The following is a 26,462-nucleotide window of genomic DNA, read 5'->3' on the forward strand; positions in this document are numbered from 1 at the left end:
GCGCCGAACGCCGCGGACGTGGCGCGGAAGCTACGCTGAGGACCCGACCGAGGATCGTGCCCGACCGAGGATCGTGCCCGACCGAGGATAGGAGGTGGCATGCGCCAGGTGGTGACCGACACCGACACCGCGGCCGCCCTCGGCAGCGGTGAGGTCGAGGTCCTCGGCACTCCGCGGCTGATCGCCTGGCTGGAGGCCGAGACGGTGCGCGTCGCCGCCGATCGGCTGGACCCAAGGCAGACCTCCGTCGGCACCGCGATCACGGTCCGGCACCGCCGGCCGACCCCGGTCGGCCACGCCGTCGAGGTCAGCGCGATCCTGCGCGCGCCGGTGGAGGGGCGCCGGCTCGTCTTCGAGGTGTCCGCCGTGGACGCCACCGGTGCTCTGGTCGCCGACGGGACGATCGAGCGAGCGATCGTGGACCGGGCGAGCTTCGGACACCGCGCGAGCGCGCCGGTACGCGAACAACCACAGCGGAAGGAACGTCTGTGATGAGTGCGCAGCGGATCGACGCCGCGCTGAAGCGACGGGTGCTGGACGCGCTGATCGAGCGGGAGGCCGGCGGGATCAGCTTCGCCGCCGCCGACATCGACGACCAGCACGACGCGTCGGAGGCCATCACCGACGACACGGTGTCGTTCGACGACACCACTCAGTCCTCGGAGGAACTCGGCCTCGCGGCGCCGCTTGCGGAGGCGGCCGCGCAGCAGCGGGCCGGCGTGCAGCGGCTGCGCGATCTCGATAGCACCAGCACCGACGTCGTCGGTGTCGGTGCGCTGGTCGGTTTCGATGGCGACCGCTTCGTGGCGGGCGTGGTGGCTGCGCCGTTCGAGTGCGACGGGGTGAGCTATGAAGGGCTGTCGGCCGACTCACCGAACTATGCGGCCATCGTGGGCCTCCGTGCCCGCGACACCTTCACCTTCCGGGGCGTCGAGCACCGGATCGACTTCGTCGTCTGAGCTCGCCGCACGGCCCGGCGGCCGCTACGGCGACGCTCAGGATGTCACGATGCCGGCGATCAGGTTGATCGTCGAGGCGAGGATGACCGTGCCGAACAGGTAGGACAGCAGGCAGTGCCGGAGCACGACCGAGCGGATCGCGGGGTCGGAGACGCTGGTGTCGGAGACCTGGTAGGTCATCCCGAGGTTGTAGCTGAAGTAGAAGAAGTCGCGGTACGCCGGTGGCACGTCGTTGTTGAAGTCGATGCCGCCGACCGAGTCGGAGTAGTACAGGTCCGCGTAGCGGACGGCATACATCAGGTGCAGCATCCCCCAGAGCATGAACACGCCGACCAGTCCGACGGCCGCGGCGGCGGTGCGGGTCGTGTCGCGGCCGAGCACGAGCAGCACCACGATGCCCGCGACGCCGCCGCAGGCGACCGCCACCACCGTCAGCTCCGCGACGATCGGCCGGAACGACTCGTCGCTGACACTCGCTCGGGTGACCTCGCTGCTCATCGGCCAGAGCGCGGCGACCCCGCTGAGGTCGAACACCAGCGCCATGGTGGCCAGGCCGCCCAGCAGCGCCAGCGGAGCGTTCGTGATCAGCCCGGCGAGCACGCTGACGACGAGACCGGCGCCGACCGCCAGGACGAGCCGGGTCACCGCCGACCACCGGATCGATCGTGCCGGATCCTTCTCGACCATCCAGACCGTCCTCTCTCAGCTGTGCCGCGTCCCGCCCGGAGCCGGGTTGCGGCCTCCGGTCGAAGCGCGTACGCCGCGGCGGTGAGCTCCGCGACATCGCGGGGCTCGGTCAGCGACCTGCCGGCGAGCTCCCGGATCCGCCGGGGCCGATTCCGCACCGTGTTCGGGTGACAGTAGAGCAGTTCCGCCCGGCCGCTCGACCCGGCGCTCGTCAATGAAGACGTCGAGGGTTCGCACGAGCGACATCAGCCATGTCGAGCTCCATCGGTGGCCCGTCAGTCTGCCGGGTGGGACTTGTGGTGGCCGGTGTGGGCCCCGCTGGGGTCGATCATCGTGTCGATCTTGGCGTGCAGCGCGGTCAGTTCGGCGCGCAGATCCACGGCCTCCTGCTTCTCGTTCTGGACCGCCTCGACCAACCAGGAGGCCAGGGTTGCCGTGACGGTGCCGAGCAGCGCGATGCCACCGATCATCAAGACCACGGCGATCACCCGGCCGCGGGCCGTCACCGGGTACGTGTCGCCGTATCCAACTGTCGTCATCGTGGTCGCCGCCCACCACATGGCGTCGCCGAAGGTGACGATGGTGGCGTGCGGAGCGTTGCGCTCGACGTCGAGCTCGGCCAGTGCCGCGCAGAACGCGAGCAGCAGGCTGCCGCCGGCGACATAGATCGCGATCCGGCCCCGCAGACGAGTGGCGACGCGCCGGTTCAGCACGCTCAGCAGGGCGATCAGCCGCAGCAGCCGGAGCGGACGCAGCAGTGGCAGGGCGATCACCAGCAGGTCGGCCCAGTGCCGGATCAGGTAGCTGCGCCGGTCCGGCGCGAGGATCGCCCGTGCGACGTAGTCGACCACGAACACGCCCCAGGCCAGCCATGCGAGCCAGCGGCACCACCGGAGGGAGTCCGGCGGCAGCTGCGGCCACAGGATCGGGACCGCGTAGACGATCAGGAACACGAACGCGCCGATCATCAGCGGGATCTCGGCGTGCTGCTCCCACCGGCGCAGTGCGGTGCCGTCGGAGGCGTCGTCGACATGGGTCATGGATGACTTGTACCGGATCGAGACCGGCCGTGTTCAGACCCGCCCCGGGTGGAGCCCGGAATCTGGGTCGGGCTGGATCTGGGTCGGGCTGAATCTGGGTCAGGCTGAATCTGGGTCAGGCTGAATCTGGGTCAGGGAGCGATGGTGTGAGCGCCGTTGACGGAGATCCGCTGGCCGGTGACATAGCCGGCGGCATCGGAGCAGAGATAGCCGACCAGGCCCGCGACGTCGCCGGGGGTGCCGATCCGGCCGAGCGGGACGTCGGCGACGTACGCCGTGGTGTCGGCGCCGGCATGACGCTCGACGGGGATCCATCCCGGCGCCACCAGGTTCACCGTCACCCCGACCGGGCCCAGCTCCCGGGCCCAGACCCGGACGAGGCCGATCTGGGCCGCCTTGGCCGCGGAGTAGGCCGACCAGCCCGGCTTGGCCCGGTCGACCATGTCGGAGCCGATCAAGATCACCCGGCCGAAGCCGCGGGCGCGCATGCCGGGCAGCGCGGCCTGGACCAGCAGGGTCGGGCTCTTCACGAAGAACTCCAGCTGATCGAGATAGTCGCGCCACTCCAGCTCGGGCAGGAATCCGATCGGCTGGGGACCGGTGGCGTTGGCCACCACACCGAGCACCGGGCCCAGCTCGGCCTCGACCCGGGCGACGAGCGCCGCCACGACGGTCTCGTCGGTGACGTCTCCGCCGAACGCAGCCGCCCGGCCGCCGGCCGCCCGGATCTCGGCGACCACCCGATCCGCACCCGCGGCGTCGGTGCGGAAGCCGACCGCGACCGCCCAGCCGGCCGCCGCCAGCTGTCGGGCGATCACCGCGCCCAGACCGCGCGATGCCCCGGTCACGATCGCGGTCCGATCCGGCCCGCCCGGTCGGTCCTCGCCGGTCGTCATCGCGGCGCGACGGGCGGGCCGTCGACCAGCACGGGGTCGGACAGCACGGGATCGGCCAGCACGGGGTCGGCCAGCACGTCGGCCAGCACGGGGTCGGACAGGAGGGTCGAGGCCAGCAGGTGGTTCTCGGCGAGCACCGAGAGCCAGTAGTTCATCCGCTCCGCGTTGGTCAGGTCGACCCAGTGGGCGAACATCGGCCGGGCGTCCTGCAGCGCCAGCCGGCCCTCGACCTGGTGGATCTCCAGCGTGTACGAGGGCTGGGCACGCATCCGTTGCGCGTGCGAGAGGATCGTCGCGAGCCCACCGGGGCCGTAGAGGGGCGACAGCGCATAGCGACCCTCGTGCTCGAACGGGATCGGCACCCGGCTCAGGAAGCTCAGGTGGTCGGCCAGCCCGGGGGTGAGCGGGTGGCCGTCGTGCAGGTGGACGTGCACCGGCTTGTCGATCGCCCCGAGCGCGTCGATCAGATCGGTCACCGCCGGCAGCGCGGACGAGGTCGCCGCGACGATCGGGTCGATCACTCGGGCCAGGTCCGGGTCCCACAGCGCCGGAGCACCGGCGCTGCCCAACGCCTCGCTGATCGCGAGGCGGGCCTGACGGATGCCGACGTGGCCGACGTCCACGCAGACCGATGCCCGCGGCTCGTCGGCGATCATCGCCGCGAGGTCGACGAAGCGCGGCGGGGCGAGGCCGCCGGCGAACTCCAGGAAGATCATCGGGCCGTGCTCGCCGGAGCGCTCGCCGATCGCCCGCAGCGCCAGCGCGGTCGCATCGAGTCGCTCCGCCATCGCCGGCCGATCGTGCACCACCAGCCCGGCTACCCGGCCGGCGAACCGCCGGGCGAATGCCGATACCGTCTCCCGCCCGTCGATGGTCAGCACGTCCAGCCGCCGATCCAGGTGCACGGTGGGTAGCACGCCGGAGGGTGGCACGAAGCGCAGCACCCGCTCCAGGTCCTCCGGGGCGTCGGCATAGAGCTCGGCGCCCATGCCGGCCTGCCGGAAGCGCAGGGCGGCCAGCCCCAGCAGGGCCTCGTCGCCGGCGATCCGGCGCTGGAACAGCCCGCGGACGGCAACGGCGGCGGGGGAGGGCATGGACCCACGCTAGTGGAGCAGTGCGGGCTCCAGTGTCTTGCCCAGACAGACCACACCGTCGCTGTCGGCGTAGTGACCGAACGGCTCCACGTCCAGATACCCGGACCGGCGGTACAGCGCGATCGCGCCGGTCTGCGGGCGGCCGGTGGCCAGCAGCATCCGGCGCACCCCGGACCGGGCCGCGTCGCTCTCCAGCGCCGCCAGCAGGCGACGACCGATTCCTGTCCGGCGGACGCCGGGATCGACGTACATCCGCCTGATCTTCGCCGTGCCCGCCGGGTCGTCGGGATCTCGGAACCAGCCGCCCATCGCCACCGGGACACCGTCGAGGTAACCGATCACGAACCCGCCGGAGGGCGGTGACACCATCTCGGCGGTCAGCGGATCGGTGTCCGGACCGCCGTACAGCTCGACGTAGTAGCGCTGGACGCGCTCGGTCAGCTCCGCGGCGTCGGGGTGGTCGTAGCCGAGCCGGCGCAGCTCGAGCTCGCCGGTCATGCTCAGGCCGCGACGGCCCGAGCGGTCACCGGGACGTTCCCGCGTACCGCCTTGGAATAGGGGCAGACCTCGTGCGCCGCGTCGACCAGCTGCTGGGCGGTGGCCACGTCCACCCCCGGAACGGCGACCTCCAGATCGACGGTCAGCCCGAAACCGCCGCCCTCGGGCCCGAACCCGACGTTGGCCGTCACCGATGCCTCCTTCGCCTCGACCCCGGCCTCCTTGGCGAACCGGAGCACGGCGCTGTTGAAGCAGGCCGCGTAGCCGGCCGCGAACAGCTGCTCGGGATTGGTGCCGGTGCCGGGCCCGCCGAGCTCCTTCGGCGCGGTCAGCTGCACGTCGAGCAGCCCGTCGTCGGTCGCCGCCCGGCCGCCACGGCGGCCTCCGACGCTGGTGGCCACAGCGGTGTACACGATCTTGTCCGGAACGTTCATGCGCTGCTCAACCGCGGCGCACGGGTGGTGCATTCCGGGCCGACCACATGCTGGGACACGCGTCTCGCCGGTTGAGCGTCTACCGACGGCCGGTCACTCGCGCTGCTGCCCCGCGGCGAAGTAGGCGACCACGTCGTCGGCGAGCGGCGGGACCGCTCGCGCCGAGCAGTCCCCGCGGAGGGACTCGGTGGCGATGACTGCCGCTGCCACCGCCTGCCTGGCCCACACCGGCGACGTGGTGGTCGGGCCGCCCGCGCGGACGAAGCGCAGGAACTCCGCGACCATCTCGGGGTCGGCGCCGCCGTGCCCGCCGTCCCCGTCCGGGATCGGCCACGACTCGTCGGGCTCTGCCCAGCGCTCGTGCCGGCGGTTCCACAGCGCCACCCGGCCGCCGGAGGAGTCGCCGAGGTTCTCGATCCGGCCGGCGTCGCCGATGACCGTGTAGTTGCGCCAGTAGTCGGGAGTGAAATGACACTGCTGGTACGACGCCAGCGCGCCGCTCTCCAGGCGCATGATCATCATCGACAGATCCTCGACATCGACCACCGGGTTGAGATCGGTGAGCGTCCGTGGGGGCCACCCGGTGGGGTCGTGCCAATCGGTCATCCGCGCCTCGCCCGGATCGCGGCGCGCTGCGCCGTCGCCGTAGACCCGACGTGCGCCCATCGCGGTGACGCTCGCGCTGGCGCTTCCGGCCAGGTAGTGGATCACGTCGATGTCGTGGGCGCCCTTCTGCAGCAGCAGCCCGGTCGAGTGCCGGCGGTCGGCGTGCCAGTCCTTGAAGTAGAAGTCACCGCCGTGCCCGACGAAGTGGCGGCACCAGATCGCCTGCACGGCGCCGATCCGGCCGTCCTCGATCAGCTCGCGCATCAGCCGCACGACCGGCATGTGCCGCATGTTGTGACCGACGTACAGCCGGCTGCCGGTCTCGTAGGCGACCCGCAGGATGGCGTCACACCCAGCGATCGTCACGGCCAGCGGCTTCTCGCAGAAGACCGCGATCCCGGCGCGGAGCAGGGCGAGGGCGACCGGCTCGTGCCGGTCGTCAGGGGTGAGCACGAACGCGGCGTCGATCCCGGACGCCAGCAGTGTCTCGAGGTCGCCGGTGATCAACGCGTCGGGAAACGCGCTGCGGGCGTCTCGCCGGCCACGGGTGCTGGTATCGCAGACCACGGTCACGGCCGAGCCCTGGTCGGGCCGATCGGCGTAACGGGCGACGACTCCACGCAGCCCGAACCCGATCACCCCGACCCGGAGCAGGCGCTGGCCGGGCTGCGATCCGGGTCGCACCGACGCCGCGTGCAGGCTGTCGATCAGCGAACGCTCGACCTCGATAACGTCCAGGGCGTGCGCGTACTTCGCCGCCAGCCTGTCCCGGGTCTGCGGGTCCAGCCGCGCCGTCCGTTCCGGGTCGAGATTGTCGGCGAGGTCGGCGATCTTGACCAGGCGGGCGATCGGTTGCGCCGCGACCCCGGCGTAGTAGGCGTCCTCGTCGACGTCGTCCCGGCGGGTCAGGGCGGAGACCGCGGTCGCCGCTCGGGTCGAGATGCCGGCCGCCAGCAGCGAGTCGGTCGTCTCGCCGGCGTCCTCGATCACGTCGTGCAGCCAGCCGGCGGCGATCGCATCGGCCCGGGTGCCGACGTCCGCGGCGGCGTACGTCGGGAGCAGTCGGAGCATCGCCACCACCCGCTCCGGATGGTGGACGTAGGGTCGACCGGCCTTGTCGACCTGGCCGGCGTGTGCCCGAGTGGCGATCAGCCGGGCCGTGTTGATCATGGCCTGCAGCTCGGCCGGGATCGGCTCCAGGTCAGTCACGGGCGTAGAGCTCGACGAATCGGGCCAGCAGCGGGGGAGCCTCGGTCACGCCCGAGGACCGGGCGGCATCGATGGTCGCCTCGGCCTGCTCGGGCTCGAAGTAGCCGGCGTACTTGTAGACCCGGATCCGGGTGATCACCCCGTCCAGATCGAGCTCCGGATGGAACTGGGTCGCGTAGACGTTGGTGCCGACCCGGAATGCCTGGACCGGACAGGCGGGGGAGGTGGCGAGGGCGACCGCATCCCCCGGCAGCTCGGTGATCGCCTCCTTGTGACCGAGATAGGCGCCGAAGGTGGCGTCAGCGACGTGGAACAGCGGGTCGTCCCGGCCGGCGTCGGTCAGCCGGATCCAGGAGCCGCCGATGGTCTCGTGATACGTGCCGTCGACCAGGGCGCCGATCTTGCGGCCGAGGGTGCCAATCCCGTAGCAACAGCCCAGGAACGGGAAGTCGCGCGGCACGATCTCGTCCAGCAGAGTGGCCAGGTCGGCCTCGACCCGACGCTGGACCGCGGTCTTGGACTCCTCGGGATCGCTGACCTGGAACGGACCTCCGCCGAGAATGGCGCCGGAGTAGTCGTCCAGATCGACGTCTCCGAGCGCACGCTGCTCGAGCCGAACCCGATGCAACTCGCCGTCACGCAGGCCCGTGCCGCGCAGCATCGCCGCGTACTCCTCGTCGGCGGCGACGTCCTCGGGTCGAATCCCGAGGAACAGGAACGGCTTCACGGATCCGACCTTAGTGGACCACGATCCGCCGCGGAGCCTGCTGCGGGTCGTGGCCCGGTCAGGCGACGCCGGAGCGGAGCGGTGGCGGCGCGCCCCGGCGGGCGAACCGGGGCATCGGGCGCAATCTCGGCCGCTGGGCTGCGGCCGAGGCCTGTTGCAGCAGTTCGTGGGCACGGCGCAGCGCGGCCTGCAGCTGCGGGTCCGCGCCGATCGTTGCGCGCAGCCGGGCCCTGGCCCGGCCGTAGGCCGCGTCGATCTCGCCGGTGCCGACGCCGACTCGATCGGCGACCGTGGGCCGCCGATGGCCGGCGAGCAGCAGCCGCAAGATCATGATGTCTCGCGGGTGCAGATGGGCGACCGCCCGGCCGAGCACGGCACGATCGACCAGCCGAGCGGCCGGGTGGGCCAGCTCGTGCAGCAAGGCGTCGAGCTCGACCGCGTGTGCGGTCGCCCCACGATCGGCTCGCTGGTCCTCGACCGCGAGTTCGTAGACGGCGCTACGGGTCCAGGTGACCAGGTCGTCGGGGAACTGGCCGGCGGCGGTCTGGGTCCGATAGCGCGCAACGGTGCGCCAGCCGACGTAGTCCGGGTTCAGCCCCGGCCAGCGGGAGCGTACGACGGCCTTTGCCTGACTGCGGACGTCGGCCGAGGTGACGGGACGCCGCCCGCGCGTGCGGCGGGCGGCTGGTGGCGTCGTCGGGGCGTGGACGGCGCTCATGATCGTGGGTGTTTCCTCTCTGCTGGATTGCCTCCACTGTGCCGGCAGGGTCGAACACAACCCCCGGGGTCGGACCGCGACGGACCCGGGTGGGTGGCGGCTTCCTCCAGGCGTTGCAAGAATGCCGACGGGACGAGTCGGCGTCGCGGCCGGCGATCGGGCGCGACCGAACCTGTGAGGTGATCCCCGTGGCACGCGCGGCCGGGCGAGACCAGGGCAGTGCGATGGAACGACTGGTTCGGATCCTGATCGCGCTCGCCGACACCCAGGACCGCGGTCTGAGCGCACGCCGGCTCGGCCGGATCGCCGGCTACTCGGTGGATACGGATTCGGGGCTGTCCGCGCTGCGACGGGATCTGCGGGCCCTGCGCCGGCACGGGTGGGCCATCGTCAGCGACGGCGGCGACGGCGCCGAGGGGCACTACCGGCTGCGGGCACAGGACAACCGGATGGCCCTGCTGCTCACCGCCGGCGAGCAGCACGCGCTGCAGGAGGCCCTGCGCAGTTCGGCGGCCGACGTACCCGTGCCGCCCGCCCAGCTGGCCGAGCTGGAACGCGCCGTCGAGCAGCGCTGCCTCACCCGGTTCAGCTATCGGCACAAGCGGCGGACCGTGCACCCGCACACCCTGCACAACGGGCCCTCCGGCTGGATGTTGCGTGGTCGGGAGGTGGAGTCGGACGTGGTCAAGGAGTACGTGGTGCGCCGGATGACCGGGTCGGTCGAGATCGACCTGCCCGGATCGGCCGCGGTGCCCGAACCGGTGCCCCGGCACAGCTTCAACCCGATGACCTGGCTCGTGGACCCACCGGTGGACGTGCTGCTGAGCACCACGGCGGACTACGAGCCCGAGGTGCTCCGGGTGATGACCGGCGCTCGGGTGGTCGACCGGGACGGCGACGAGCTGCGCGTGCTCGTGCCGGTGACCAACCGGGTGGCGTTCCGCAGCCGGCTGTTCGAGCTGGGTCTTCGGGTCCGCGTGGTGGGCCCGCCGGCGGCCCGGGAGGCGGTGCTGGGGGTGCTGCACTCGATCGTCGCGGGGGACGGCTGATGCCGATCTTCGCCGACCGGGTCGCCGAGCTGCCGCGACTGCTGGACGCCCTGCAATATCATCCCGGCGGGCTGCGGATCGAGGACCTGGCCCGCGAGGTGCAGCGCACGCCGCAGCAGGTGCGCGAGGCACTGCTGGCCTACTACACCACCGATTTCGCGCAGGTCGAGCCGAACCTGATCGGCCGTCCCCCGGCGATCGAGTTCCTCAGCGGGACGGCGGAGAGCGACGACGACGATCCGGCGACGGCGTCGGTGGTGCGGCTGATCACGGACGAGCCGGAGCGAGAGCTCGGCGTCGACTACCTGCCGGTGACCGAGCTCGCCCGGCTGTATCGGGCCGGCCGGAACCAGCTCGAGCTGGACCCGGGCAACGAGGTCCTCGCCTCGGCCGTGGAGAAGCTGCGCCGTGGCCTCCTCCCCGGCGTCACCTCGTCGGGGCCGCCGCTGGCCGGCGAGCGGCCGCCGGGCGCGTTCGCGCGGGCGCGCCGCGAGCAGCGCAAGGTCAAGATCAGTTATGCCCGAGCCTGGCGCCCCGGGGTACGCGATCGGGTGATCGAGCCGTACCGGATGATCCGCACCCGCCGGGGCTGGGAGATCGACGCCGGGCCGCCCGACGACCAGGACCGGCTGCGGACGTACCTGCTGCCGCGGGTGCAGGACTTCGAGGTGCTCGACGAGCGGTTCGTGCCGCCGCCCGACCTCGATGCGCTACTGGCCCGGCAACGCGCGCTGACCAAGATCGAGATGATCGTCCCGCACGAGACGCGGTGGGCGGTGGAGAAGTACGCCGAGCAGGTGGAGGTGATCGCCGAGAACCCGCGCACCGCGCGGTTGCGCGTGCACCTGCTGGAGCCGGTCCGCTTCCGGGTCGGGCTGGTCCTGCTGGACGGCGGCACCCGGGCGCGGGTGGTGTCGCCGGCCGAGCTGGCCGGCGCGGGGCGCGAGCTGGCCCGGGTCCTGCTCGCGCACTACGACGGCTGACGACGCCGCCGCCGGCAGCGTCATCCCCGGGCGTTCACCTCGTCGCGGAACGCGATCCAGTCCCGGACGGCGCCGAGGTCGTAGCCGCTCCGGCCGTCGATGCCGACGGTCACCATCCGGACGCCCAGCGCGAACAGCTCCGGGCCGAGGGCGTCCGGCGAGCCGTGCGCCCCGGTCGAGCGCTCGATCTCGCCCGGGTCGCGCCCCACCTCGGCACACCAGTCGTCGAGCACCGCGTTCTTGTGGGCCAGGGTCTCGGGCGAGCCGAAGCCGTGCCAGGTGGTGGCGTGCTCGGCCACCAACCGGAGCGTCTTGCGCTCGCCGCCGCCGCCGCCGATCAGCACCGGGATGTCCCTGGTCGGGGCCGGGTTGAGCCGGGCCCAGCGGGCCTTGATCCGCGGCAGTGCCTCGCCCAGCGCAGCGATTCGCTTCCCGGGCGTCCCGAACGAGTAACCGTACTCGTCGTAGTCCCGCTCGAACCATCCGGCGCCGATGCCCAGGATCAGCCGGCCACCGCTGAGGTGATCGACGGTCCGGGCCATGTCGGCCAGCAGGTCGGGATTGCGGTAGCTGTTGCAGGTCACCAGCGCGCCGATCTCCACCCGGGACGTCTGCTCCGCCCAGGCGCCGAGCATGGTCCAGCACTCGAAGTGCGCACCGTCGGCCGGCCCGTTCAGCGGAAAGAAGTGGTCCCAGTTGAACACGATGTCGACGCCGGCCTCCTCCGCGCCGGCCACGGCGGCGCGGATCGACGCGTAGTCCGCATGCTGCGGCTGCAACTGGACCCCGACCCGGAACGGGCGGTCGGCGTACGGCTTGTCGGTCTCCGGCGTTCCGGGCATGGCGGGCGTCCTCTCGCGGCGTTGGATGTCGATAGTCAGGGTATTCACAGCGGACGCACACCGTTTCGTCATCCTCCGGCCAGACCGGCGGGCAAAGGTGGTAGTCGTGCCGTCGCCAGACTCCGATCCGGACGCCGCAGCCCGGGACAGCCCGCCGCAGGCGGGACGCCCCGCGCTGAGCCGTCGCCACTTCCTGGCGCTCGGTGCGGGCGGGATCGTGGTCGCCGCCGGGTTCGGAGCCGCCGACCTCGCCGCCGGTGGTCCGCTGCGCCGGATTGCGACCAAGGTCGCGACGGTCACGCCCACGCCGGCGGCGGCCTCGATATCGCCGGCGTCGTCCGCGATGACCGTGCTCACACCGGCGGGGTCGGTCGGGGCCGGAGACCTGTTCATCAGCGACATGGCGGAGCGGAAGCCGCGACTGGTGATCGCGACGTCGGCGGGGGAGGAGCTCTGGTCGAGATCCGGCGCTACCTCCTATGCCGACTTCCGGCCCCAGTCCTGGAACGGACGGACGGTGCTCAGCTGGTGGGAGTCGGACTCGACCGGGCTGGCGGCGTACGGCAGCGGGCGATCGGTGGTGGCCGAGCCGGACGGCACGGTGATCACCAGCATCGGCACGCACCACGGCGTCAGCCCGGACGAGCACGAGTTCTTGATCACGGCGTCGGGCACCGCGCTGATCACCAGCTACGTCAAGACCCGGATGGACCTGACCCGCTACGGCGGCCCGGCGCAGGGCTGGGTGATGGACGGCGTCTTCGAGGAGCTCGACCTCGCCACCGGCCGAGTGCTGCAGCACTGGAGCTCGCTGGACCACGTCGGTCTCGCGGAGAGCTACGCCGGGATCCCGGAGGACCCGGACGAGCCTTACGACTACTTCCACATCAACTCCGTCGAGCCGACCCCGGACGGACACTTCTTGGTCTCGGCCCGGCACACCTGGGGGCTCTACAAGGTCGACCGCGACACCGGGAAGGTGCTGTGGCGGCTCGGCGGCCGGCGCAGCGACTTCGACCTCGCCGGCCCCGCTGCATTCGCCTGGCAGCACGACGCGCGGTTCGAGACCGCGGGCACGATCCGCTTGTTCGACAACGGCAGCGACGGCACCGTGACCGCGACATCGGAGAGCCGGGTGCTGTGGCTGGACGTCGACCAGGCGGCGCGGTCCGCCACCTTGATCAGGCGACTGAGCCACCCGGACCGGCTCAGTGCAGCGGCGATGGGCAACGCCGAGCTGCTCGCGAACGGCAATCTCGTGGTCGGGTGGGGGACGGCGAAACGGATCAGCGAATTCGCCCCGGACGGCTCGCTGGTGTTCGACGCCGCGCTGCCGAACATGACCTACCGGTGCTTCCGCGACACGTGGCGCTGAGGCGCGGGGTGACCTGCGCGCGGGCACGTACTGTTGGCGGATGTGCAGCTGACATCGCCCGCATTGGTCGTCATCGCCGCCACCCTGGCCGTCGGGCTGGCCGTTCTGGTGGCGCTCACCCGCCGTCGCCGGCCCAACGGATGGGTCGGCCACGGGCTCCGGTTCCTCGCCATCCTGGTCAGCCAGGCGATGGCGGTGTTCGCGGTGGTGCTGGTGGCCAACAACACCTACGACTTCTACAACAACTGGGACGATTTGCTCGGCGGTGGTGGCAGCGGTGAGGTGCCGGCGGTGGCGGCCGGCACCCTGGTGCCACCGGACGGGTCGCAGGGCCGGGTCGTCACGGTGACGGTCCGTGCGCCGGGCGCGAAGGGACCCGGCGGCGAACGGCTGCCGGTGCTGGTCTGGCTGCCGAAGCAGTACGGCCAGCCCCAGTTCAAGAAGGTGCGGTTCCCGGTCGTGATGATGCTGCCCGGTCAGCCGAGCACACCGCAAGGCGTGTTCTCCGGCTTCGAGTTCGGCAAGGAAGCCGCCGCCGCGATCGACTCCGGCCGGGCCAAGCCGTTCGTCGCGGTACTGCCGCCGCTGATGATCGACCCACCGCGGGACACCGAGTGCACCAACGTGCCGAACGGACCGCAGGCCGAGACCTGGCTCTATCAAGACGTCCGAACCGCGGTGATCAACAAGCTGCGGGTCGATCGGGACGGCGCGCACTGGTCGACGATGGGCTGGAGCACCGGCGGCTTCTGTGCCGCGAAGCTGCTGCTGCGACACCCGACGCTGTTCGGGGCGGCGATCAGTGTCGGCGGCTATTTCACCGCCGAGACCGACAGCACGACCGGCGATCTGTTCGGCGGCAACGCGCAGCTGCGCAAGGAGAACTCACCCAGCTGGCTGATCAAGCAGAACGGCGCCCGGCAGACCAACCTGCTGGTGGTGACCAGCACGGCGGATCGGGACTCCTGGCACGGCGCGCCCTATGCCGACACGGCGAAGTTCGTCGCCCAGAACAAGGGCACTCCGGGCGTCTCCACCATCCTGCTGACCTCGGGCGGTCACAACTTCGGCACCTACCGGCCCACCCTGCCCGCCGCCTTCGGCTGGCTCAAGCAGATCGGCAGCCTCGGCTGAACGGTCACCACGCTCAGGCGACCGGGCTGGCGGCCAGCGTGACGGACTTGCCGTGCGTGGTGCCGGCCGCGTCGGTCCAGGTGATCTTGACCTTGTCGCCGGCGGCGTACGTCGCCAGCAGGCTCTTCAGCTGATCGGCCGTGGTCACCGCGTGGGAGCCGACCGCGGTGATCGTGTCGCCCTCGGCCAGTCCTGCCTTCGCGGCCGGACCGCCCTCGATCACCCCGCCGATGGTTGCGCCCTCGGCGGTCGAGTCGTCTCCCTGCCATCCGCCGAACCCGCCCGCCTGGGTGCTGTCGGCCCCGGAGCTGTCGGCCCCGGAGTTGTCGATCAGGGTCACGCCGAGGAAGGCCGCCGCACCGATCTGCACGGTGGACGTGTCATCGCCGGACCGGATCTGGGCCACCACCGCCAGCGCCTCCTTGATCGGGATGGCGTAGCCGTCGATCTCGGAGCCGGTGGAGGCGGCGGTGTCGATCCCGACCACCTCGCCCTCGTCGTCGTAGAGCGGGCCGCCGGAGTCGCCGGCCACCACGTCGGCATCGGTCTCGATCATGCTGCGCAAGGTTTCCGAGGCGACAGTGCCCTCGGCCGCCGTCGTCACCGTCGCCGACAGCGAGGTCACCGATCCCTCGGCCGCGGTGAGCGAACCGGTCCCGCCGGCGTTGCCGACCGCGGTGACCGCGTCGCCGACGGCGACGGAATCGTCGTCGGTCTTCACCGTGTCCAGCCCGGAGGCGTTCTTCAGCTGGAGCAGGGCGATGTCGTGGGTCTGGTCGTGGCCGATCACTCTCGCCCGATAGGTCTTGCCGGTGCTCGCCACCGTAACGACGATCTCGGTTGCGCCCTCCACCACGTGGTAGTTGGTCAGCACCTGGCCCGACGACGTCAAGATCATCCCGGTGCCCGCGCCCTCCGCGCCCGCATAGGACAGCTTGGTGTTGATCAGCACCACACCCTTGGCCTCGGCCGCCGTCGCCGGCTGCGAGTCGACCGCGATGCCGCCCTCGCTGCTGCCGCCGGAGCCGCCGGTGCCGGGGTCACCCCAGCTGCCGCCACTTCCGTCCTGGCCCCACTGGTCCTGCGACCAGTCGCCCTGTCCCCAGCCGTCCTGTCCCCAGCCGTCCTGTCCCCAGCCGTCCTGCCCCCAGCCGGCCTGGGACCAGTCGGCCAGCCGGACCGTGGACGTACCGCCTTGTGTCGTGCTGCTGACCTGTGTCGGGTGGGCTTGCACCGCCGCGGACGCCACCGTGGGCAGGCCGGCGATGCCGATCACGGTCGCCGACGCCAGCAGGCCGACCGCGACCGTACGCAGCGGGCGCCGGCTGCGGCCACCGTGGGTCGCCGGGTCCGCAGCGGTCGCGGGGAAGCGGTGCATGGCAGGTCCTATCGTCCGGGGTTCTCGACCGAGAACAGCTCTGGTCATCGAGAGAACTCCGGCAGCCCGTGACCGGCCTCTGAGCTTGCTGGGTGCTTGCTGTGAGCGCCCCGTGCCGGGTTCCCAGCCGCCACACAGGCAACAGGAGTCCGGCTCACAGACCGCGAGCGTTGGGTGGACTCATGCCCAGCCGCGCCACCGGTCCACGCCGAACCGCCAGTCCCGACGTCGAGGCGGCGCAACGCCTGCTCGCGCCGCGCCGGACGCCGTCCCGGCGGGCGCTGGACGCGGAGTCCGCGCGGCGGGCCGGCCGGCGCAGCCTCGCCGCCGCAGCCGCGGCGCGGGCCGGCGGTGCGGTCAGCTTGGCCGCTCTGCTGCTCGGCAGCCCGGCGCTCGCGCTCGCCGCGCCGAGCGGTCCCGTCGCGAGCGCGACAGGAGCCACCGCGACGGGGACCACTGCGACGGGGACCACTGCGACAGGAGCCACCGCGACGAGCGCTGCCCCGATCACGGCCGCGATGCGGTGAACGAGCGCCGACGGAGGGTTCGTGGTCACCACCCGCGGGCGGCGGGCCGGCGGGCCGCCGACGCGGTCACCCCACTGGTCTACTTTTCTGCCACCCGGTTCGTGCTGGGCGGCGACGCCGAGGTGGAGGTGCTGGCCGAGCATGCCGGACAGCTCGAGGACGGCCTGATGCTGCTGGACGACCTGGACCGACGCTGGGGAAGCGACGGCGAGCTGGCCGCGATCGCCGGGTTGGCGGCGGGGGAGGAGATCACGGTGTCCTGGGACACCGTTCTATTGCTCACGGTGGCCCGGCCACGCGGCGTCGAGGTCGAGCTGGTGACGCGGCGGGCGACCCGGGTCGGTCCGGTCGAGCTGCCCTCGGCCGACGTGCGCCGGGCGGTGGCGGCCGAGCTGGTCGGCCGCGAGCTGACCGACGCCGGGTGTGCCGCGGCCGCCGTGGCCGTGGGCGGTTTCGTGGTGGTCACCGACTCGCCGGTGGCCGCGCGTTTGCGGCTCAGCGCCGAGCGGGCCCGGTGCTCCGACGGACGACGAGTTCCGGGCTGATCAGGCCCGGCGGGCCGGCGTCGGCGCCGGCGATGGCGGAGGTCAGCGCGTCGACCGCGCGGACGCCGACGGTGCCGAAGTCCTGCCGGACCGTGGTCAGCGGAGGAATCAGGTAGGCCGCCTCGGGCTGGTCGTCGAAGCCCACCACGCTGACCTCGTCGGGAACCCGCCGGCCCGCCTCGTGCAGGGCGAGGAGCAGGCCGATGGCGATCTGGTCGTTGGCCGCGAAGACCGCGGTGATGTCGGGATCGGCCGCCACCTCGCTGCCGATGGCGAGCCCGTGCGCCGCGTTCCACGGCCCGAGCACCGGTTCGGCCGGACGCAGCCCGGCGGCCTGCATCTCGAGCCGGAAGCCGTCGACCCGGGCCCGTGCCTCCGCCCAGTCGGCCGGGCCGCCCAGGTGGACGATCTCGCGGTGACCGAGCTCCAGCAGGTGCCGGACCGCGAGCCGCGCGCCCTCCGCCTGGTCGACCCCGACGGTCCAGCGGGCCCGGCTGAGGTCGCCCTCGACCAGCACGATCGGTACGTCCGCGGTGCGGTTTCGCGCGACCTCCAGGGCGTCGTCCTGGCCGGCGACGATGATGATGCCCTCGACCCCCTGCCGGCGCAGGTGCTCGACGGAGTCGTCCAGCAGGCTGCGGGTCAGGGTGGCTACGCTCACCGTGCTGGCGAACAGGCCCCGGTGCTGGGCAGCGGCCTCGATGCTGCGCTGGATGCTCGCCGGCCCGAAGTACCCGCCGCCGACGCCGATCACGCCGATCATCCCGGAACGTCCCTTGACCAGCGCGCGGGCGGCGGTATTGGGACGGTAGCCGAGCTGCTCGATCGCCCGTTCCACCCGCTCCCGGGTCTCCGGCCTGATCCGGGTCGAGCCGTTGATCACCCGCGAGACGGTCTGGTGCGATACCCCCGCGAGCCGGGCGACGTCGTGCATCACCGCTGGCCGCTGGGGCGCGACGTCGGACATGCTTGCTCCTCGCTCGGCGGAACCGCATCCACATGTTAACGGCAACACTCTCCGGGTCGTCGGCTTTGACACGGCGTGATGCAGACGGCATGATCGCTCGTGTTAACGCTCACTCACACCGGAGCATCGTCGTGACCATCACCGCTGAGATCGCCGGACTCGTCGCCGGCCTGCGTACCGACGTGGCCAGGCTGCACGCCGAGCTGCCGCGCTGGGGGCTGGTGGTGTGGACGGCCGGGAACGTGTCGGCCCGGGTCCCCGGCCACGATCTGCTGGTGATCAAGCCGTCCGGCGTCGGCTACGACGAGCTCACCCCCGAGGCGATGGTGGTCACCGACCTCGGCGGCAACCTGGTCGACGGCGACCGTTCCCCGTCCTCGGACACCGCGGCGCACGCCTACGTCTACGCGCACCTGCCCGGGGTCGGCGGGGTGGTTCACACCCACTCGACCTATGCCACCGCGTGGGCCGCCCGGGGCGAGCCGATCCCGTGCGTGCTGACCATGATGGGCGACGAGTTCGGCGGCGAGATCCCGATCGGCCCGTTCGCGCTGATCGGCGACGACTCGATCGGACGCGGGATCGTCGAGACGCTGCGCCGGCACCGGTCGCCGGCCGTGCTGATGCAGAACCACGGCCCGTTCACCGTCGGCCGGACGGCGAAGGACGCGGTCAAGGCCGCGGTGATGTGCGAGGAGGTGGCCCGGACGGTGCACATCGCCCGTCAGCTGGGTGAGCCGCTGCCGATCGCACCGGCCGACATCGACGCGTTGTACGACCGCTATCAAAACGTCTACGGCCAGACCGGAGTTGATGACGATGAGTGAGAAGACCTGCTGGTTCCTGACCGGGAGCCAGGGCTTGTACGGCCCGGAGACGCTGGCTCAGGTCGAGCAGCAGTCCCGGGCCGTGGTGGAGGCGCTGAACGACGCCGGGACGCTGCCGGTGCCGGTGGAGTGGAAGCCGGTGCTGACCGACTCCGCGGCCATCCACGCGATCATCATGGCCGCCAACGCGGATCCCGACTGCATCGGCCTGATCGCCTGGATGCACACCTTCTCGCCCGCCAAGATGTGGATCACCGGCCTGGACGCGCTGAAGACGCCGTTCCTGCACCTGCACACCCAGGCGAACGTGTCGCTGCCGTGGGCCGAGATCGACATGGACTTCATGAACCTGAACCAGGCGGCCCACGGGGACCGGGAGTTCGGCTTCATCACCGCCCGGCTCGGCGTGCCGCGGACCATCGTCGCCGGCCACGTCTCCGACCCGACGACCCAGGCCCGGATCGCCGGCTGGCAGCGCGCCGCCCGCGGCGTCGCGGCGGTCCGCTCGCTCCGGCTCGCCCGGTTCGGCGACAACATGCGCAACGTCGCGGTGACCGAGGGTGACAAGGTCGAGGCCGAGCTCCGGTTCGGGGTCTCGGTGAACACGTACGGCGTGAACGACCTGGTCGAGCGGGTCGACGCGGTCACCGAGGCCGAGGTCGACGACCTGATCGCGCAGTACCAGGACGCGTACGAGATCGCGCCGGAGCTTCTGCCGGGTGCGGACCGGCACGAGTCGCTGCGCTACGGCGCGAAGATCGAGGGTGGGTTGCGGGCGTTCCTGACCGAGGGCGGGTTCGGCGCCTTCACCACGAACTTCGAGGATCTCGGCGGCCTGCGGCAACTGCCCGGACTGGCCTGCCAGCGGCTGATGGCCGACGGCTACGGTTTCGGCGGTGAGGGGGACTGGAAGACCTCGGTCATGCTGCACACCGTCAAGGCGATCGGTGCCGGTGCGCCGGGCGGCACGTCGTTCATGGAGGACTACACCTACCACCTCGGCCCGGGCCGGCCGAAGATCCTCGGCGCGCACATGCTCGAGGTCTGCCCGAGCATCGCCGCTGCGAAGCCGCGGGTGGAGATCCACCCGCTCGGCATCGGGAACCGGGAGGACCCGGTCCGGCTCGTCTTCGACGCAGCGCCCGGACCCGCAACCGTGCTCGGCATCTGCGACCTCGGCGACCGGTTCCGGCTGGTGCTCAACGAGGTCGACGTGGTGCGGCCCGACGAGCCGCTGCCCAAGCTCCCGGTGGCCCGGGCGGTCTGGGAGCCCCGGCCCGACCTGGCCACCTCGGCCGAGTCCTGGATCAGCGCGGGTGGGCCGCACCATACGGTGCTCTCCACCGCCGTCGACACCGATCAGCTGGCCGACTTCGCCAACCTGCTCGGAGTCGAGCTGTTGATCATCGACGGTGGCACGAACCGGCGCGAGTTCGCCGACCGGATCCGCTGGAACCAGGCCTACTACCGGCTCGCCCGGGGCCTCTAGGCGGCCGTGATGGATGCGCGTGAGGCGATCGAGAGCGGCCGGACGGCGCTCGGCATCGAGCTCGGCTCGACCAGGATCAAGGCGGTGCTGACCGGTCCCGACCACGAGCCGCTCGCGGTCGGCAGCCACGACTGGGAGAACCAGTTCACCGACCGGCTGTGGACGTACTCCCTGGACGCGGTGTGGACCGGCCTGCGGGAGTGCTACGCGTCGTTGGCCGCGGATGTGGAGCGGCGCCACGGGGTGGAGCTGAACGCGGTCGGGGCGCTCGGTGTGTCGGCCCTGATGCACGGCTATCTCGCGTTCGACGCCGACGGCGAGCTGCTGGTCCCGTTCCGCACCTGGCGCAACACCAACACCGGCCCGGCGAGCGAGCGGCTGAGCGCCGAGCTCGGGCACAACATCCCGCACCGCTGGAGCGTCGCGCACCTCTACCAGGCGATCCTCAACGGCGAGGAGCACGTCGGCCGGGTGGCCCACATCACGACCCTCGCCGGCTACGTGCACTGGCAGCTGACCGGCCGGCAGGTGCTCGGCATCGGCGACGCCAGTGGGATGTTCCCGATCGACGTCGGCGCCGGCGGCTACGACGCGGCGATGATCGCCACCGTCGACCGGCTGGCCGCCGAGGCCGGTGTGCCGCTGTCACTGGCCGAGCTGCTGCCGGCCGTGCTGGTCGCCGGCGAGGCCGCCGGAGAGCTCACCGCCGCCGGGGCCGCCCGGCTCGACCCGACCGGCCGGCTCCGCCCCGGTGCGCCGCTCTGCCCGCCGGAGGGCGACGCCGGCACCGGCATGGTGGCCACCAACTCGATCTCGCCGCGCACCGGGAACGTCTCGGCCGGCACCAGCATCTTCGCCATGGTCGTGCTCGAGCACGAGCTCGGCCGGGTGCATCGTGAGCTGGACCTGGTCACCACCCCCGCCGGCGATCCGGTCGCGATGGTGCACTGCAACAACGGCGCGAGCGAGCTGAACGCGTGGGTGGGGCTGTTCGCCCAGTTCGCGGCGGCCCTGGGCAGCGACGCGGACACCACGACGGTCTTCCAGACCCTGTTCACCGCGGCCCTGTCCGGGGCGGCGGACGGCGGCGGGATGCTGGCCTACAACTACCTCTCGGGAGAGCCGATCACCGAGCTGGAGGAGGGCCGGCCGCTGTTCCTCCGGCTCCCGGACAGCAGTTTCGAGCTGGGCACGTTCGTCCGGACCCACCTGTTCTCGTCCCTGGCAACGCTGCGGATCGGGATGGACGTGCTGCAGAAGGAGGAGGGCGTCCGGCTGGACCGGATGTTCGCCCACGGCGGTCTGTTCAAGACCAGAGGTGTGGCCCAGCGCTTCCTGGCGGCGGCGATCGACACGCCGGTATCGGTCGGCGACGTGGCGGCCGAGGGCGGCGCCTGGGGGATCGCGGTGCTCGCAGCGTTCGCCGGGTCCGGCGCCGATCGGTCCCTGGCGGCGTTTCTCGCCGACGAGGTCTTCGCCGCGGCCGCGCTGGAGACGGTCGAGCCCGACGGCGGCGACGTCGCCGGCTTCGACGCGTTCATGCAGCGCTGGGTCGCCGCCCTTCCGGTGCAACGAGCGGCGGTCGCGCACACCTGAGCGCAGCGCTCGGACGTGCCTTAGGGTCGAGCGGATGAGCAGACCGATCGGGACGCCGGTGACCGCCGAGCTGGTGCGCGGCGCGCTGGAGCTGGAGCCGACCGCCGTCGGCGTCCGCCCGCACCGGCTGCCGGCATGGGCGCTGGCCCAGGCCGACCGGGACCCGCAGCTGAGCATGGCGGAGTCCCAGCCGGCCGGCGTGCGGATCGTCTTCGCGACCACGGCGACCAGCGTCGAACTCACCGCGCTGGCGACGCGCTACGGCTTCCGTGGTGCGCCGGCGCGCCCGCCGGGGAGCTTCGATCTGGTCCTCGACGGCCGGCTCGTGGCCGGGGCCACGCTGCGCCGGCCGACCATGATCACCATCGATCCGTCCACCGGCGCGGCCGAGACCGTGCCGGGTGAGCCGGAGAGCCTCGTCTTCGACGACCTGCCGGCCGGCGAGAAGGTGGTCGAGATCTGGCTTCCGCACAACGAGAGCGTCGAGCTCGGCCAGCTCCGCACCGATCGGCCGGTGGCGCCGGTGCGAACCGGCAGGCCGGTCTGGCTGCACCACGGCAGCTCGATCAGTCACGGCTCGAATGCGGCGCGTCCGACCGGCACCTGGCCGGTGATCGCCAGCCTGGCCGGCGGCGTGGACCTGATCAACCTCGGGTTCGGCGGAAGCGCCCTGCTGGATCCGTTCACCGCGCGGACGATCCGAGACACTGCCGCGGACCTGATCAGTCTGAAGCTCGGCGTCAATCTGGTGAACGCGGACCTGATGCGGCTGCGCGCCCTCGGCCCGGCCGTGCACGGTTTCCTCGACACGATCCGAGACGGACACCCCGACGTACCGCTGCTGGTCGTCTCGCCCATCCATTGCGGCATTCACGAGGACACCCCGGGGCCGGGAGCATTCGATCCGGCGGCGCTGGCGCGCGGCGAGATCCGGTTCGTGGCCACCGGTGACCCTGCCGAGCGGGCGGCCGGCAAGCTGACCCTCAGCGTGATCCGCGAACGGCTGGCCCGGATCGTCGCCCAACGCGCCGTCGAGGACGACAACCTGCACTAGTGGACGGACTGGAGCTGTACGGACCGGCCGACGCCGTCGACCATCCGCTGCCGGACCGGCTGCACCCGGACTCGGTCACCCACCGGCTGATCGGCGAACGGTTCGCCGCCCACGCCTTTCGCGCGGACGGTCCGCTGGACCTCAGCCGGCGTCGGTGAGGTCGGTCAACGGGACGGGGTCGGGGCGATCCGCGGTCGAGGCGACCGGAACGCTGCGCCCTTCGACGGCCGCGGTCAGCAGCGACTCCATCACGTCGAGCACGTGCAGGGCAAGCCGTCCACCGGACCGTGGCTCTCTGTCCGGTGCGGCGATTGCCAGGTCGGCAAGGCCGTAGCCGCGGCCGGCATCGACGTACCCGGCGCTGACCGGAAGCTCCTCCCAGCCGGTCGCGCCCAGCCGGTGCAGGAAGGTCGGATCGCCGAACCGGTTCGGGTCCGGGACGGCCAGCGAGCCCGACGTGCCGTGCACCTCGATCGGTGCCACCCGCGTCGCCACCGCGTCGAAGCTCATGATCAACGTGGACAACGCCCCGCTCGCATGGCGCAGCACGCCGGTGACGTGGGTGTCGATCGCGACCGGGACCTCCCCGCCGGCCCGCGGCCCGCTGCCGATGGCGCGCGTGTCACGGGACCGGCTGGACATCCCGACGACCTCGGTCACCGGCCCCAGCAGGGTGATCAGCGCGGTGACGTAGTAGGGACCCATGTCCAGCAGCGGCCCGCCGCCGGGCTGGTAGTAGAAGTCCGGGTCCGGGTGCCAGCGCTCGTGCCCCGGGGTGAGCATGGTCGCCGAAGCCGCCACCGGGGTGCCGATCAGGCCGTCGTCGATCGCCCGCCGCGAGGTCTGGATCCCGGTGCCGAGCACGGTGTCCGGCGCACAACCGATCCGTACGCCGGCGGCCGCGGCCGCGTCGACGATCCGGCGAGCGTCGGTGAGACTCGCGGCCAGCGGCTTCTCGCCGTAGACGATCTTGCCCGCCTCGATCGCGGCCAGCGCGACCTCGGCATGGGCGGCCGGCACGGTCAGGTTCAGCACGGCGTCGATCCGCGGATCGGCCAGCAGCGCGGGCACCGGCAGCGCGGACGCCCCCGCGGCCGCGCCGACCCGTTCCGCCCGCTCGTGGTCTCGATCGGCGACCGCCACCAGGCTGAGCCGCGGCAGCCGGGCGATGGTCTCCAGATACTGTCCGGAGATCGCACCGCAGCCGATCATCCCGATCCTCAACGACTGGCCCACAGGATTCCTCGCTCGATGATGGTGCGCACATTCGGGTCCTGCAGCACGTCCAGGCTGTGCCCCGGGGTGGCCACGAAGATGCGGCCCCGACCCCAGTCGCGGGTCCAGACCGCCGGCGAGGTGACCGGCCGGTGCCACGGGTCCCACGGGCGGGCCTCGAGGGTGGTCGTCGCCAGCACGTCGATGTAGTCGTCGGCGAGCACCCAGTACTGCTCCGTGGTCAGCTCGAAGTCGGCCAGCCCGGCGACGATCGGATGGTCGCGCTGGTCGGCGCGGATGTTCACGGTGTAGTGCAGGAAGTTGTCGCTCGGGTCGCCGCCGATCCGCTGCTCGGCCGGCTTGGGCGGGTGACAGGCGAACTGGCCGCCGATCAGGTGCAGGTAGTCGCTGGTGTTGCGGTAGGAGTCCGCGATCCCACCGTGCCAGCCGGCCAGGCCGGTGCCCGCCTCGACGGCGGCCCGCAGGCCGTCGAACTCGTCCCGTTCGATCGTGCTCATCGTCATGCACTGGACGATCACGTCCAGCTCGGCCATCGACTCCGCGTCGGCATAGACGGCCGGGGAGTCCTCCACCCGGACCTCGAACCCCTGCTCGACCAGGAACGGCCGGAACAAGTCGGTGGCCTGCACGGGCGCGTGGCCCTCCCAGCCGCCGCGGACCACCAGGGCCCGTCTCGTCCGGTGTTCGCTCGGTGCTGCGCTCATGGCTCCCACTTCTCGTCGTCAGATCCGGTGTTCAGCCCTTGAAGGCACCATCCATGATGCCCGACACCATCTGACGGCCGACGATGACGAACACCACGAGCAGCGGGAGGGTGGCGAAGAACGACCCTGCCATGGCCAGGCCGAGATCCACCGAGATGTTGTTCTGCAGTGCCTTGATGGCGATCTGCACGGTGTACATCTCGGGCGACTTGAGCACGATGAACGGCCACATGAAGTCGTTCCAGGCGGTCACGAAGGTGAGCAGTGCCAGCACGAACGCCGCCGGGCGGACCACCGGGAACACGATGTCGGCGAAGATCCGCCAGGTTCCTGCGCCGTCGATCCGCGCGGCCTGCAGCAGCTCGTCGCTGATGGTGACGCTGATGTGCTGGCGCATCCAGAAGATGCCGAACGCGTTCACCAGGCCCGGCACGATCAGCGCCTGCAGCGTGTCGACCCAGCCGAACCTGGAAATGATCATGTACTGCGGGATGACCGACAGCTGGGCCGGCACGGTCATGGTGAGCACGACGATCAGGAACAGCACGTTGCGGCCGCGGAACGTGAGTTTGGCGAAGGCGAAACCGGCGAGTGCGCAGAGCAGGGCCTGCCCGGCGGCCAGGCTTAGCGCGACGATCGTGCTGTTCAGCAACGACTGGAAGAACGGGACCGTACTGATCACCAGCTCGAGCATCCGGAGCAGGTCGGTGCCCGGGACCACCCGGGGCGGTAGCTGGGTGGCCGCCCCGGGACCGGCCGTGGTGACCACGAACATCCAGTAGAGCGGGAAGATGCAGGCCGCCGCCGCAAGCACGAGCAGCGCGTACGTCCACCACCGGACCCGGCCGAGCCGGGCGCGCCCGCGCCTCGCGGTGGGCAGGATCGGGACTGCCTCCTCGACGATCTCCTCGGCGGCCTCGGTCATCACCGCTCTCCTTTCAGCCTCGTCGAGAGCAGGAAGTTGATCAGCGCGATGATCACGATCATCGCGAACAGCGCGACGCCGACCGCGGCGCCGTAGCCGAACTTGAACTGGCCGAACGCCTGCTCGTAGAGGAACAGGGTCAGGGTCTGGCACTGCCGGGTGGCGCCGCAGGTGAACTGACCGCCGGGAGAGAGCAGCAGCGGCTCGGTGAAGATCTGCAGGCCGCCGATGGTCGACGTCACGATGGTGAAGATGATCACCGGTCGTAGCGAGGGCACCGTGATGTTCGAGAACTGCTTCCAGCCACCGGCGCCGTCGACCGATGCCGCTTCGTAGATGTCGCGGGGGATCGCCTGCAGGGACGCCAGGTAGAGCAGGGTGGTGTAACCGAACCAGCGCCACGCGACCATCAAAGCGATCAGGACGTGGCTCCCGATCCGCGAGCTCATGAAGTCGATGTGGTCGAAGCCGAACAGACCGATCAGGTAGTTGAACAGGCCGTAGTCCCGGTCGAACAGCTGAGCGAACACGACGGTGGTCGCGGCGACCGACGTGACGTAGGGCACCAGCAGCGACATCCGGAAGAAGTTGGCGAACCGCAACCGGGCGTGGTTCAGCAGGTGCGACAGCACCAGTGCGACGACCAGCTGGGGAACGGTCGACAACAACCAGATGCTGAGCGTGTTCACGGTGGCGTTCCAGAACCGCGGATCGTGCACGAGCCTGGTGAAGTTCGCCGTGCCGATGAACGTCTTCGTCCCGATCGGGTTCCAGTTGAACAGCGAGATCACGAAGGTGAACAGCAGCGGGAACAGTCCGAAGACGAAGAAGAGCACGAAGAACGGCAGGACGTAGCCGTAGGGTGCGACCCGCTCGCCCAGCCCCAGCCGGATCGGCCGGGGTCGGGCGGGCGGGCGGGGGGCGGGTGTCGTGGTCGACAGCGTGATCGTCGTCATCGCGGAG

Annotated in this window: 30 protein-coding genes; 13 read left to right on the plus strand and 17 right to left on the minus strand. The window is 71.5% G+C overall.

Annotated elements, in window-relative coordinates; genetic code table 11:
- The first annotated feature begins 99 nt into the window (after positions 1 to 99).
- Both ABD747_RS07890 and ABD747_RS07895 read left to right on the plus strand, forming a co-directional pair.
- A complete protein-coding gene (locus tag ABD747_RS07890; RefSeq protein WP_344803130.1) occupies positions 100 to 492 on the plus strand; it encodes a thioesterase family protein in 393 nt (130 codons plus the stop codon).
- Complete coding sequence (locus ABD747_RS07895; protein WP_344803132.1) at positions 492 to 959, plus strand: hypothetical protein; 468 nt, start codon at positions 492 to 494, stop codon at positions 957 to 959. The genes ABD747_RS07890 and ABD747_RS07895 overlap by 1 nt, the downstream gene beginning before the upstream one ends.
- A 36-nt stretch (positions 960 to 995) precedes the next feature.
- Here ABD747_RS07895 and ABD747_RS07900 read toward each other — a convergent pair whose 3' ends face one another.
- The 10 genes from ABD747_RS07900 to ABD747_RS07945 all read right to left on the minus strand — a co-directional run bounded on the left by ABD747_RS07900 (position 996) and on the right by ABD747_RS07945 (position 8,868).
- Complete coding sequence (locus ABD747_RS07900) at positions 996 to 1,646, minus strand: DUF1345 domain-containing protein (RefSeq protein ID WP_344803134.1); 651 nt, start codon at positions 1,644 to 1,646, stop codon at positions 996 to 998.
- Entirely contained in the window at positions 1,601 to 1,861 is a 261-nt protein-coding gene (locus tag ABD747_RS07905) for a helix-turn-helix domain-containing protein (protein WP_344803136.1), read from the minus strand. The genes ABD747_RS07900 and ABD747_RS07905 overlap by 46 nt, the downstream gene beginning before the upstream one ends.
- 60 nt (positions 1,862 to 1,921) lie before the next feature.
- Positions 1,922 to 2,686, minus strand: coding sequence for a potassium channel family protein (locus ABD747_RS07910; RefSeq protein WP_344803138.1), 765 nt, complete (start codon positions 2,684 to 2,686; stop codon positions 1,922 to 1,924).
- 131 nt (positions 2,687 to 2,817) lie between these two features.
- Entirely contained in the window at positions 2,818 to 3,534 is a 717-nt protein-coding gene (locus ABD747_RS07915; protein WP_344803140.1) for an SDR family oxidoreductase, read from the minus strand.
- Between the two features lie 44 nt (positions 3,535 to 3,578).
- A complete protein-coding gene (locus ABD747_RS07920) occupies positions 3,579 to 4,676 on the minus strand; it encodes a hypothetical protein (RefSeq protein WP_344803142.1) in 1,098 nt (365 codons plus the stop codon).
- Positions 4,677 to 4,685: 9 nt separating this feature from the next.
- Entirely contained in the window at positions 4,686 to 5,174 is a 489-nt protein-coding gene (locus ABD747_RS07925; RefSeq protein ID WP_344803144.1) for a GNAT family N-acetyltransferase, read from the minus strand.
- 2 nt (positions 5,175 to 5,176) lie between these two features.
- Positions 5,177 to 5,608, minus strand: a complete 432-nt coding sequence (locus tag ABD747_RS07930; RefSeq protein WP_344803146.1) for an organic hydroperoxide resistance protein — start codon at positions 5,606 to 5,608, stop codon at positions 5,177 to 5,179.
- Between the two features lie 93 nt (positions 5,609 to 5,701).
- Positions 5,702 to 7,423: a Gfo/Idh/MocA family protein gene (locus ABD747_RS07935; protein ID WP_344803148.1), complete on the minus strand. Its 1,722-nt coding sequence runs from the start codon at positions 7,421 to 7,423 to the stop codon at positions 5,702 to 5,704.
- Entirely contained in the window at positions 7,416 to 8,150 is a 735-nt protein-coding gene (locus tag ABD747_RS07940) for a glutamine amidotransferase (RefSeq protein WP_344803150.1), read from the minus strand. The genes ABD747_RS07935 and ABD747_RS07940 overlap by 8 nt, the downstream gene beginning before the upstream one ends.
- Before the next feature lie 58 nt (positions 8,151 to 8,208).
- The gene (locus tag ABD747_RS07945) at positions 8,209 to 8,868 is read right to left on the minus strand and encodes a hypothetical protein (RefSeq protein ID WP_344803152.1); all 660 of its coding nucleotides are present in this window, start codon (positions 8,866 to 8,868) and stop codon (positions 8,209 to 8,211) included.
- Positions 8,869 to 9,092: 224 nt separating this feature from the next.
- Between ABD747_RS07945 and ABD747_RS07950 the strand changes: the two genes are divergently transcribed.
- On the plus strand, positions 9,093 to 9,917 hold the full coding sequence (locus tag ABD747_RS07950; protein ID WP_344803154.1) for a helix-turn-helix transcriptional regulator: 825 nt from the start codon (positions 9,093 to 9,095) through the stop codon (positions 9,915 to 9,917).
- The gene (locus ABD747_RS07955; protein WP_344803156.1) at positions 9,917 to 10,900 is read left to right on the plus strand and encodes a helix-turn-helix transcriptional regulator; all 984 of its coding nucleotides are present in this window, start codon (positions 9,917 to 9,919) and stop codon (positions 10,898 to 10,900) included. The genes ABD747_RS07950 and ABD747_RS07955 overlap by 1 nt, the downstream gene beginning before the upstream one ends.
- A 20-nt stretch (positions 10,901 to 10,920) precedes the next feature.
- Here ABD747_RS07955 and ABD747_RS07960 read toward each other — a convergent pair whose 3' ends face one another.
- On the minus strand, positions 10,921 to 11,742 hold the full coding sequence (locus tag ABD747_RS07960; protein ID WP_344803158.1) for an LLM class F420-dependent oxidoreductase: 822 nt from the start codon (positions 11,740 to 11,742) through the stop codon (positions 10,921 to 10,923).
- A 106-nt stretch (positions 11,743 to 11,848) separates the two neighbouring features.
- On the opposite strand from ABD747_RS07960, the gene ABD747_RS07965 reads away from it, so the two are divergent.
- Positions 11,849 to 13,117, plus strand: a complete 1,269-nt coding sequence (locus ABD747_RS07965; protein WP_344803160.1) for an arylsulfotransferase family protein — start codon at positions 11,849 to 11,851, stop codon at positions 13,115 to 13,117.
- Positions 13,118 to 13,159: 42 nt separating this feature from the next.
- A complete protein-coding gene (locus tag ABD747_RS07970) occupies positions 13,160 to 14,251 on the plus strand; it encodes an alpha/beta hydrolase (protein ID WP_344803162.1) in 1,092 nt (363 codons plus the stop codon).
- A gap of 13 nt (positions 14,252 to 14,264) precedes the next feature.
- On the opposite strand, the gene ABD747_RS07975 is transcribed toward ABD747_RS07970, so the two are convergent.
- Positions 14,265 to 15,629, minus strand: coding sequence for a S1C family serine protease (locus ABD747_RS07975; protein WP_344803164.1), 1,365 nt, complete (start codon positions 15,627 to 15,629; stop codon positions 14,265 to 14,267).
- Positions 15,630 to 15,811: 182 nt separating this feature from the next.
- Here ABD747_RS07975 and ABD747_RS07980 point away from each other — a divergent pair, with 182 nt between their 5' ends.
- Together ABD747_RS07980 and ABD747_RS07985 are read left to right on the plus strand one after the other, a co-directional pair.
- Positions 15,812 to 16,156: a hypothetical protein gene (locus tag ABD747_RS07980; protein WP_344803166.1), complete on the plus strand. Its 345-nt coding sequence runs from the start codon at positions 15,812 to 15,814 to the stop codon at positions 16,154 to 16,156.
- Positions 16,153 to 16,701: a hypothetical protein gene (locus ABD747_RS07985; protein WP_344803168.1), complete on the plus strand. Its 549-nt coding sequence runs from the start codon at positions 16,153 to 16,155 to the stop codon at positions 16,699 to 16,701. Before ABD747_RS07980 ends, ABD747_RS07985 begins: the two co-directional genes overlap by 4 nt.
- On the opposite strand, the gene ABD747_RS07990 is transcribed toward ABD747_RS07985, so the two are convergent.
- The gene (locus ABD747_RS07990) at positions 16,652 to 17,668 is read right to left on the minus strand and encodes a LacI family DNA-binding transcriptional regulator (RefSeq protein ID WP_344803170.1); all 1,017 of its coding nucleotides are present in this window, start codon (positions 17,666 to 17,668) and stop codon (positions 16,652 to 16,654) included. The two genes, ABD747_RS07985 and ABD747_RS07990, sit on opposite strands and share 50 nt — an antisense overlap.
- Before the next feature lie 131 nt (positions 17,669 to 17,799).
- On the opposite strand from ABD747_RS07990, the gene ABD747_RS07995 reads away from it, so the two are divergent.
- The 5 genes from ABD747_RS07995 to ABD747_RS08015 are packed head-to-tail and all read left to right on the plus strand — an operon-like array spanning position 17,800 to position 22,792.
- Positions 17,800 to 18,495 (plus strand): L-ribulose-5-phosphate 4-epimerase, encoded by a 696-nt coding sequence (locus ABD747_RS07995; RefSeq protein ID WP_344803172.1) that lies wholly within the window; start codon positions 17,800 to 17,802, stop codon positions 18,493 to 18,495.
- Positions 18,488 to 19,984, plus strand: a complete 1,497-nt coding sequence (gene araA, locus ABD747_RS08000) for an L-arabinose isomerase (RefSeq protein ID WP_344803174.1) — start codon at positions 18,488 to 18,490, stop codon at positions 19,982 to 19,984. The genes ABD747_RS07995 and araA overlap by 8 nt, the downstream gene beginning before the upstream one ends.
- A 9-nt stretch (positions 19,985 to 19,993) precedes the next feature.
- On the plus strand, positions 19,994 to 21,580 hold the full coding sequence (locus ABD747_RS08005) for a xylulokinase (protein ID WP_344803176.1): 1,587 nt from the start codon (positions 19,994 to 19,996) through the stop codon (positions 21,578 to 21,580).
- A 34-nt stretch (positions 21,581 to 21,614) separates the two neighbouring features.
- A complete protein-coding gene (locus ABD747_RS08010; protein ID WP_344803178.1) occupies positions 21,615 to 22,634 on the plus strand; it encodes an SGNH/GDSL hydrolase family protein in 1,020 nt (339 codons plus the stop codon).
- On the plus strand, positions 22,634 to 22,792 hold the full coding sequence (locus ABD747_RS08015) for a hypothetical protein (protein ID WP_344803180.1): 159 nt from the start codon (positions 22,634 to 22,636) through the stop codon (positions 22,790 to 22,792). The genes ABD747_RS08010 and ABD747_RS08015 overlap by 1 nt, the downstream gene beginning before the upstream one ends.
- Here ABD747_RS08015 and ABD747_RS08020 read toward each other — a convergent pair.
- From ABD747_RS08020 to ABD747_RS08035, 4 genes are read right to left on the minus strand one after another with little or no spacing between them, the layout of a single operon-like run.
- Positions 22,776 to 23,846 carry a Gfo/Idh/MocA family protein gene (locus ABD747_RS08020; RefSeq protein WP_344803182.1) on the minus strand — a complete coding sequence of 357 codons (1,071 nt, stop codon included), beginning with the start codon at positions 23,844 to 23,846 and terminating at the stop codon, positions 22,776 to 22,778. The genes ABD747_RS08015 and ABD747_RS08020 overlap by 17 nt on opposite strands.
- A gap of 8 nt (positions 23,847 to 23,854) precedes the next feature.
- Complete coding sequence (locus ABD747_RS08025) at positions 23,855 to 24,574, minus strand: ThuA domain-containing protein (protein WP_344803184.1); 720 nt, start codon at positions 24,572 to 24,574, stop codon at positions 23,855 to 23,857.
- 31 nt (positions 24,575 to 24,605) lie between these two features.
- Positions 24,606 to 25,499 carry a carbohydrate ABC transporter permease gene (locus ABD747_RS08030; protein WP_344803186.1) on the minus strand — a complete coding sequence of 298 codons (894 nt, stop codon included), beginning with the start codon at positions 25,497 to 25,499 and terminating at the stop codon, positions 24,606 to 24,608.
- A complete protein-coding gene (locus tag ABD747_RS08035) occupies positions 25,499 to 26,455 on the minus strand; it encodes a carbohydrate ABC transporter permease (protein WP_344803188.1) in 957 nt (318 codons plus the stop codon). Before ABD747_RS08035 ends, ABD747_RS08030 begins: the two co-directional genes overlap by 1 nt.
- Positions 26,456 to 26,462 lie beyond the last annotated feature (7 nt).

It is taken from the genome of Microlunatus ginsengisoli, assembly GCF_039537205.1.
GTDB lineage: Bacteria > Actinomycetota > Actinomycetes > Propionibacteriales > Propionibacteriaceae > Microlunatus > Microlunatus ginsengisoli.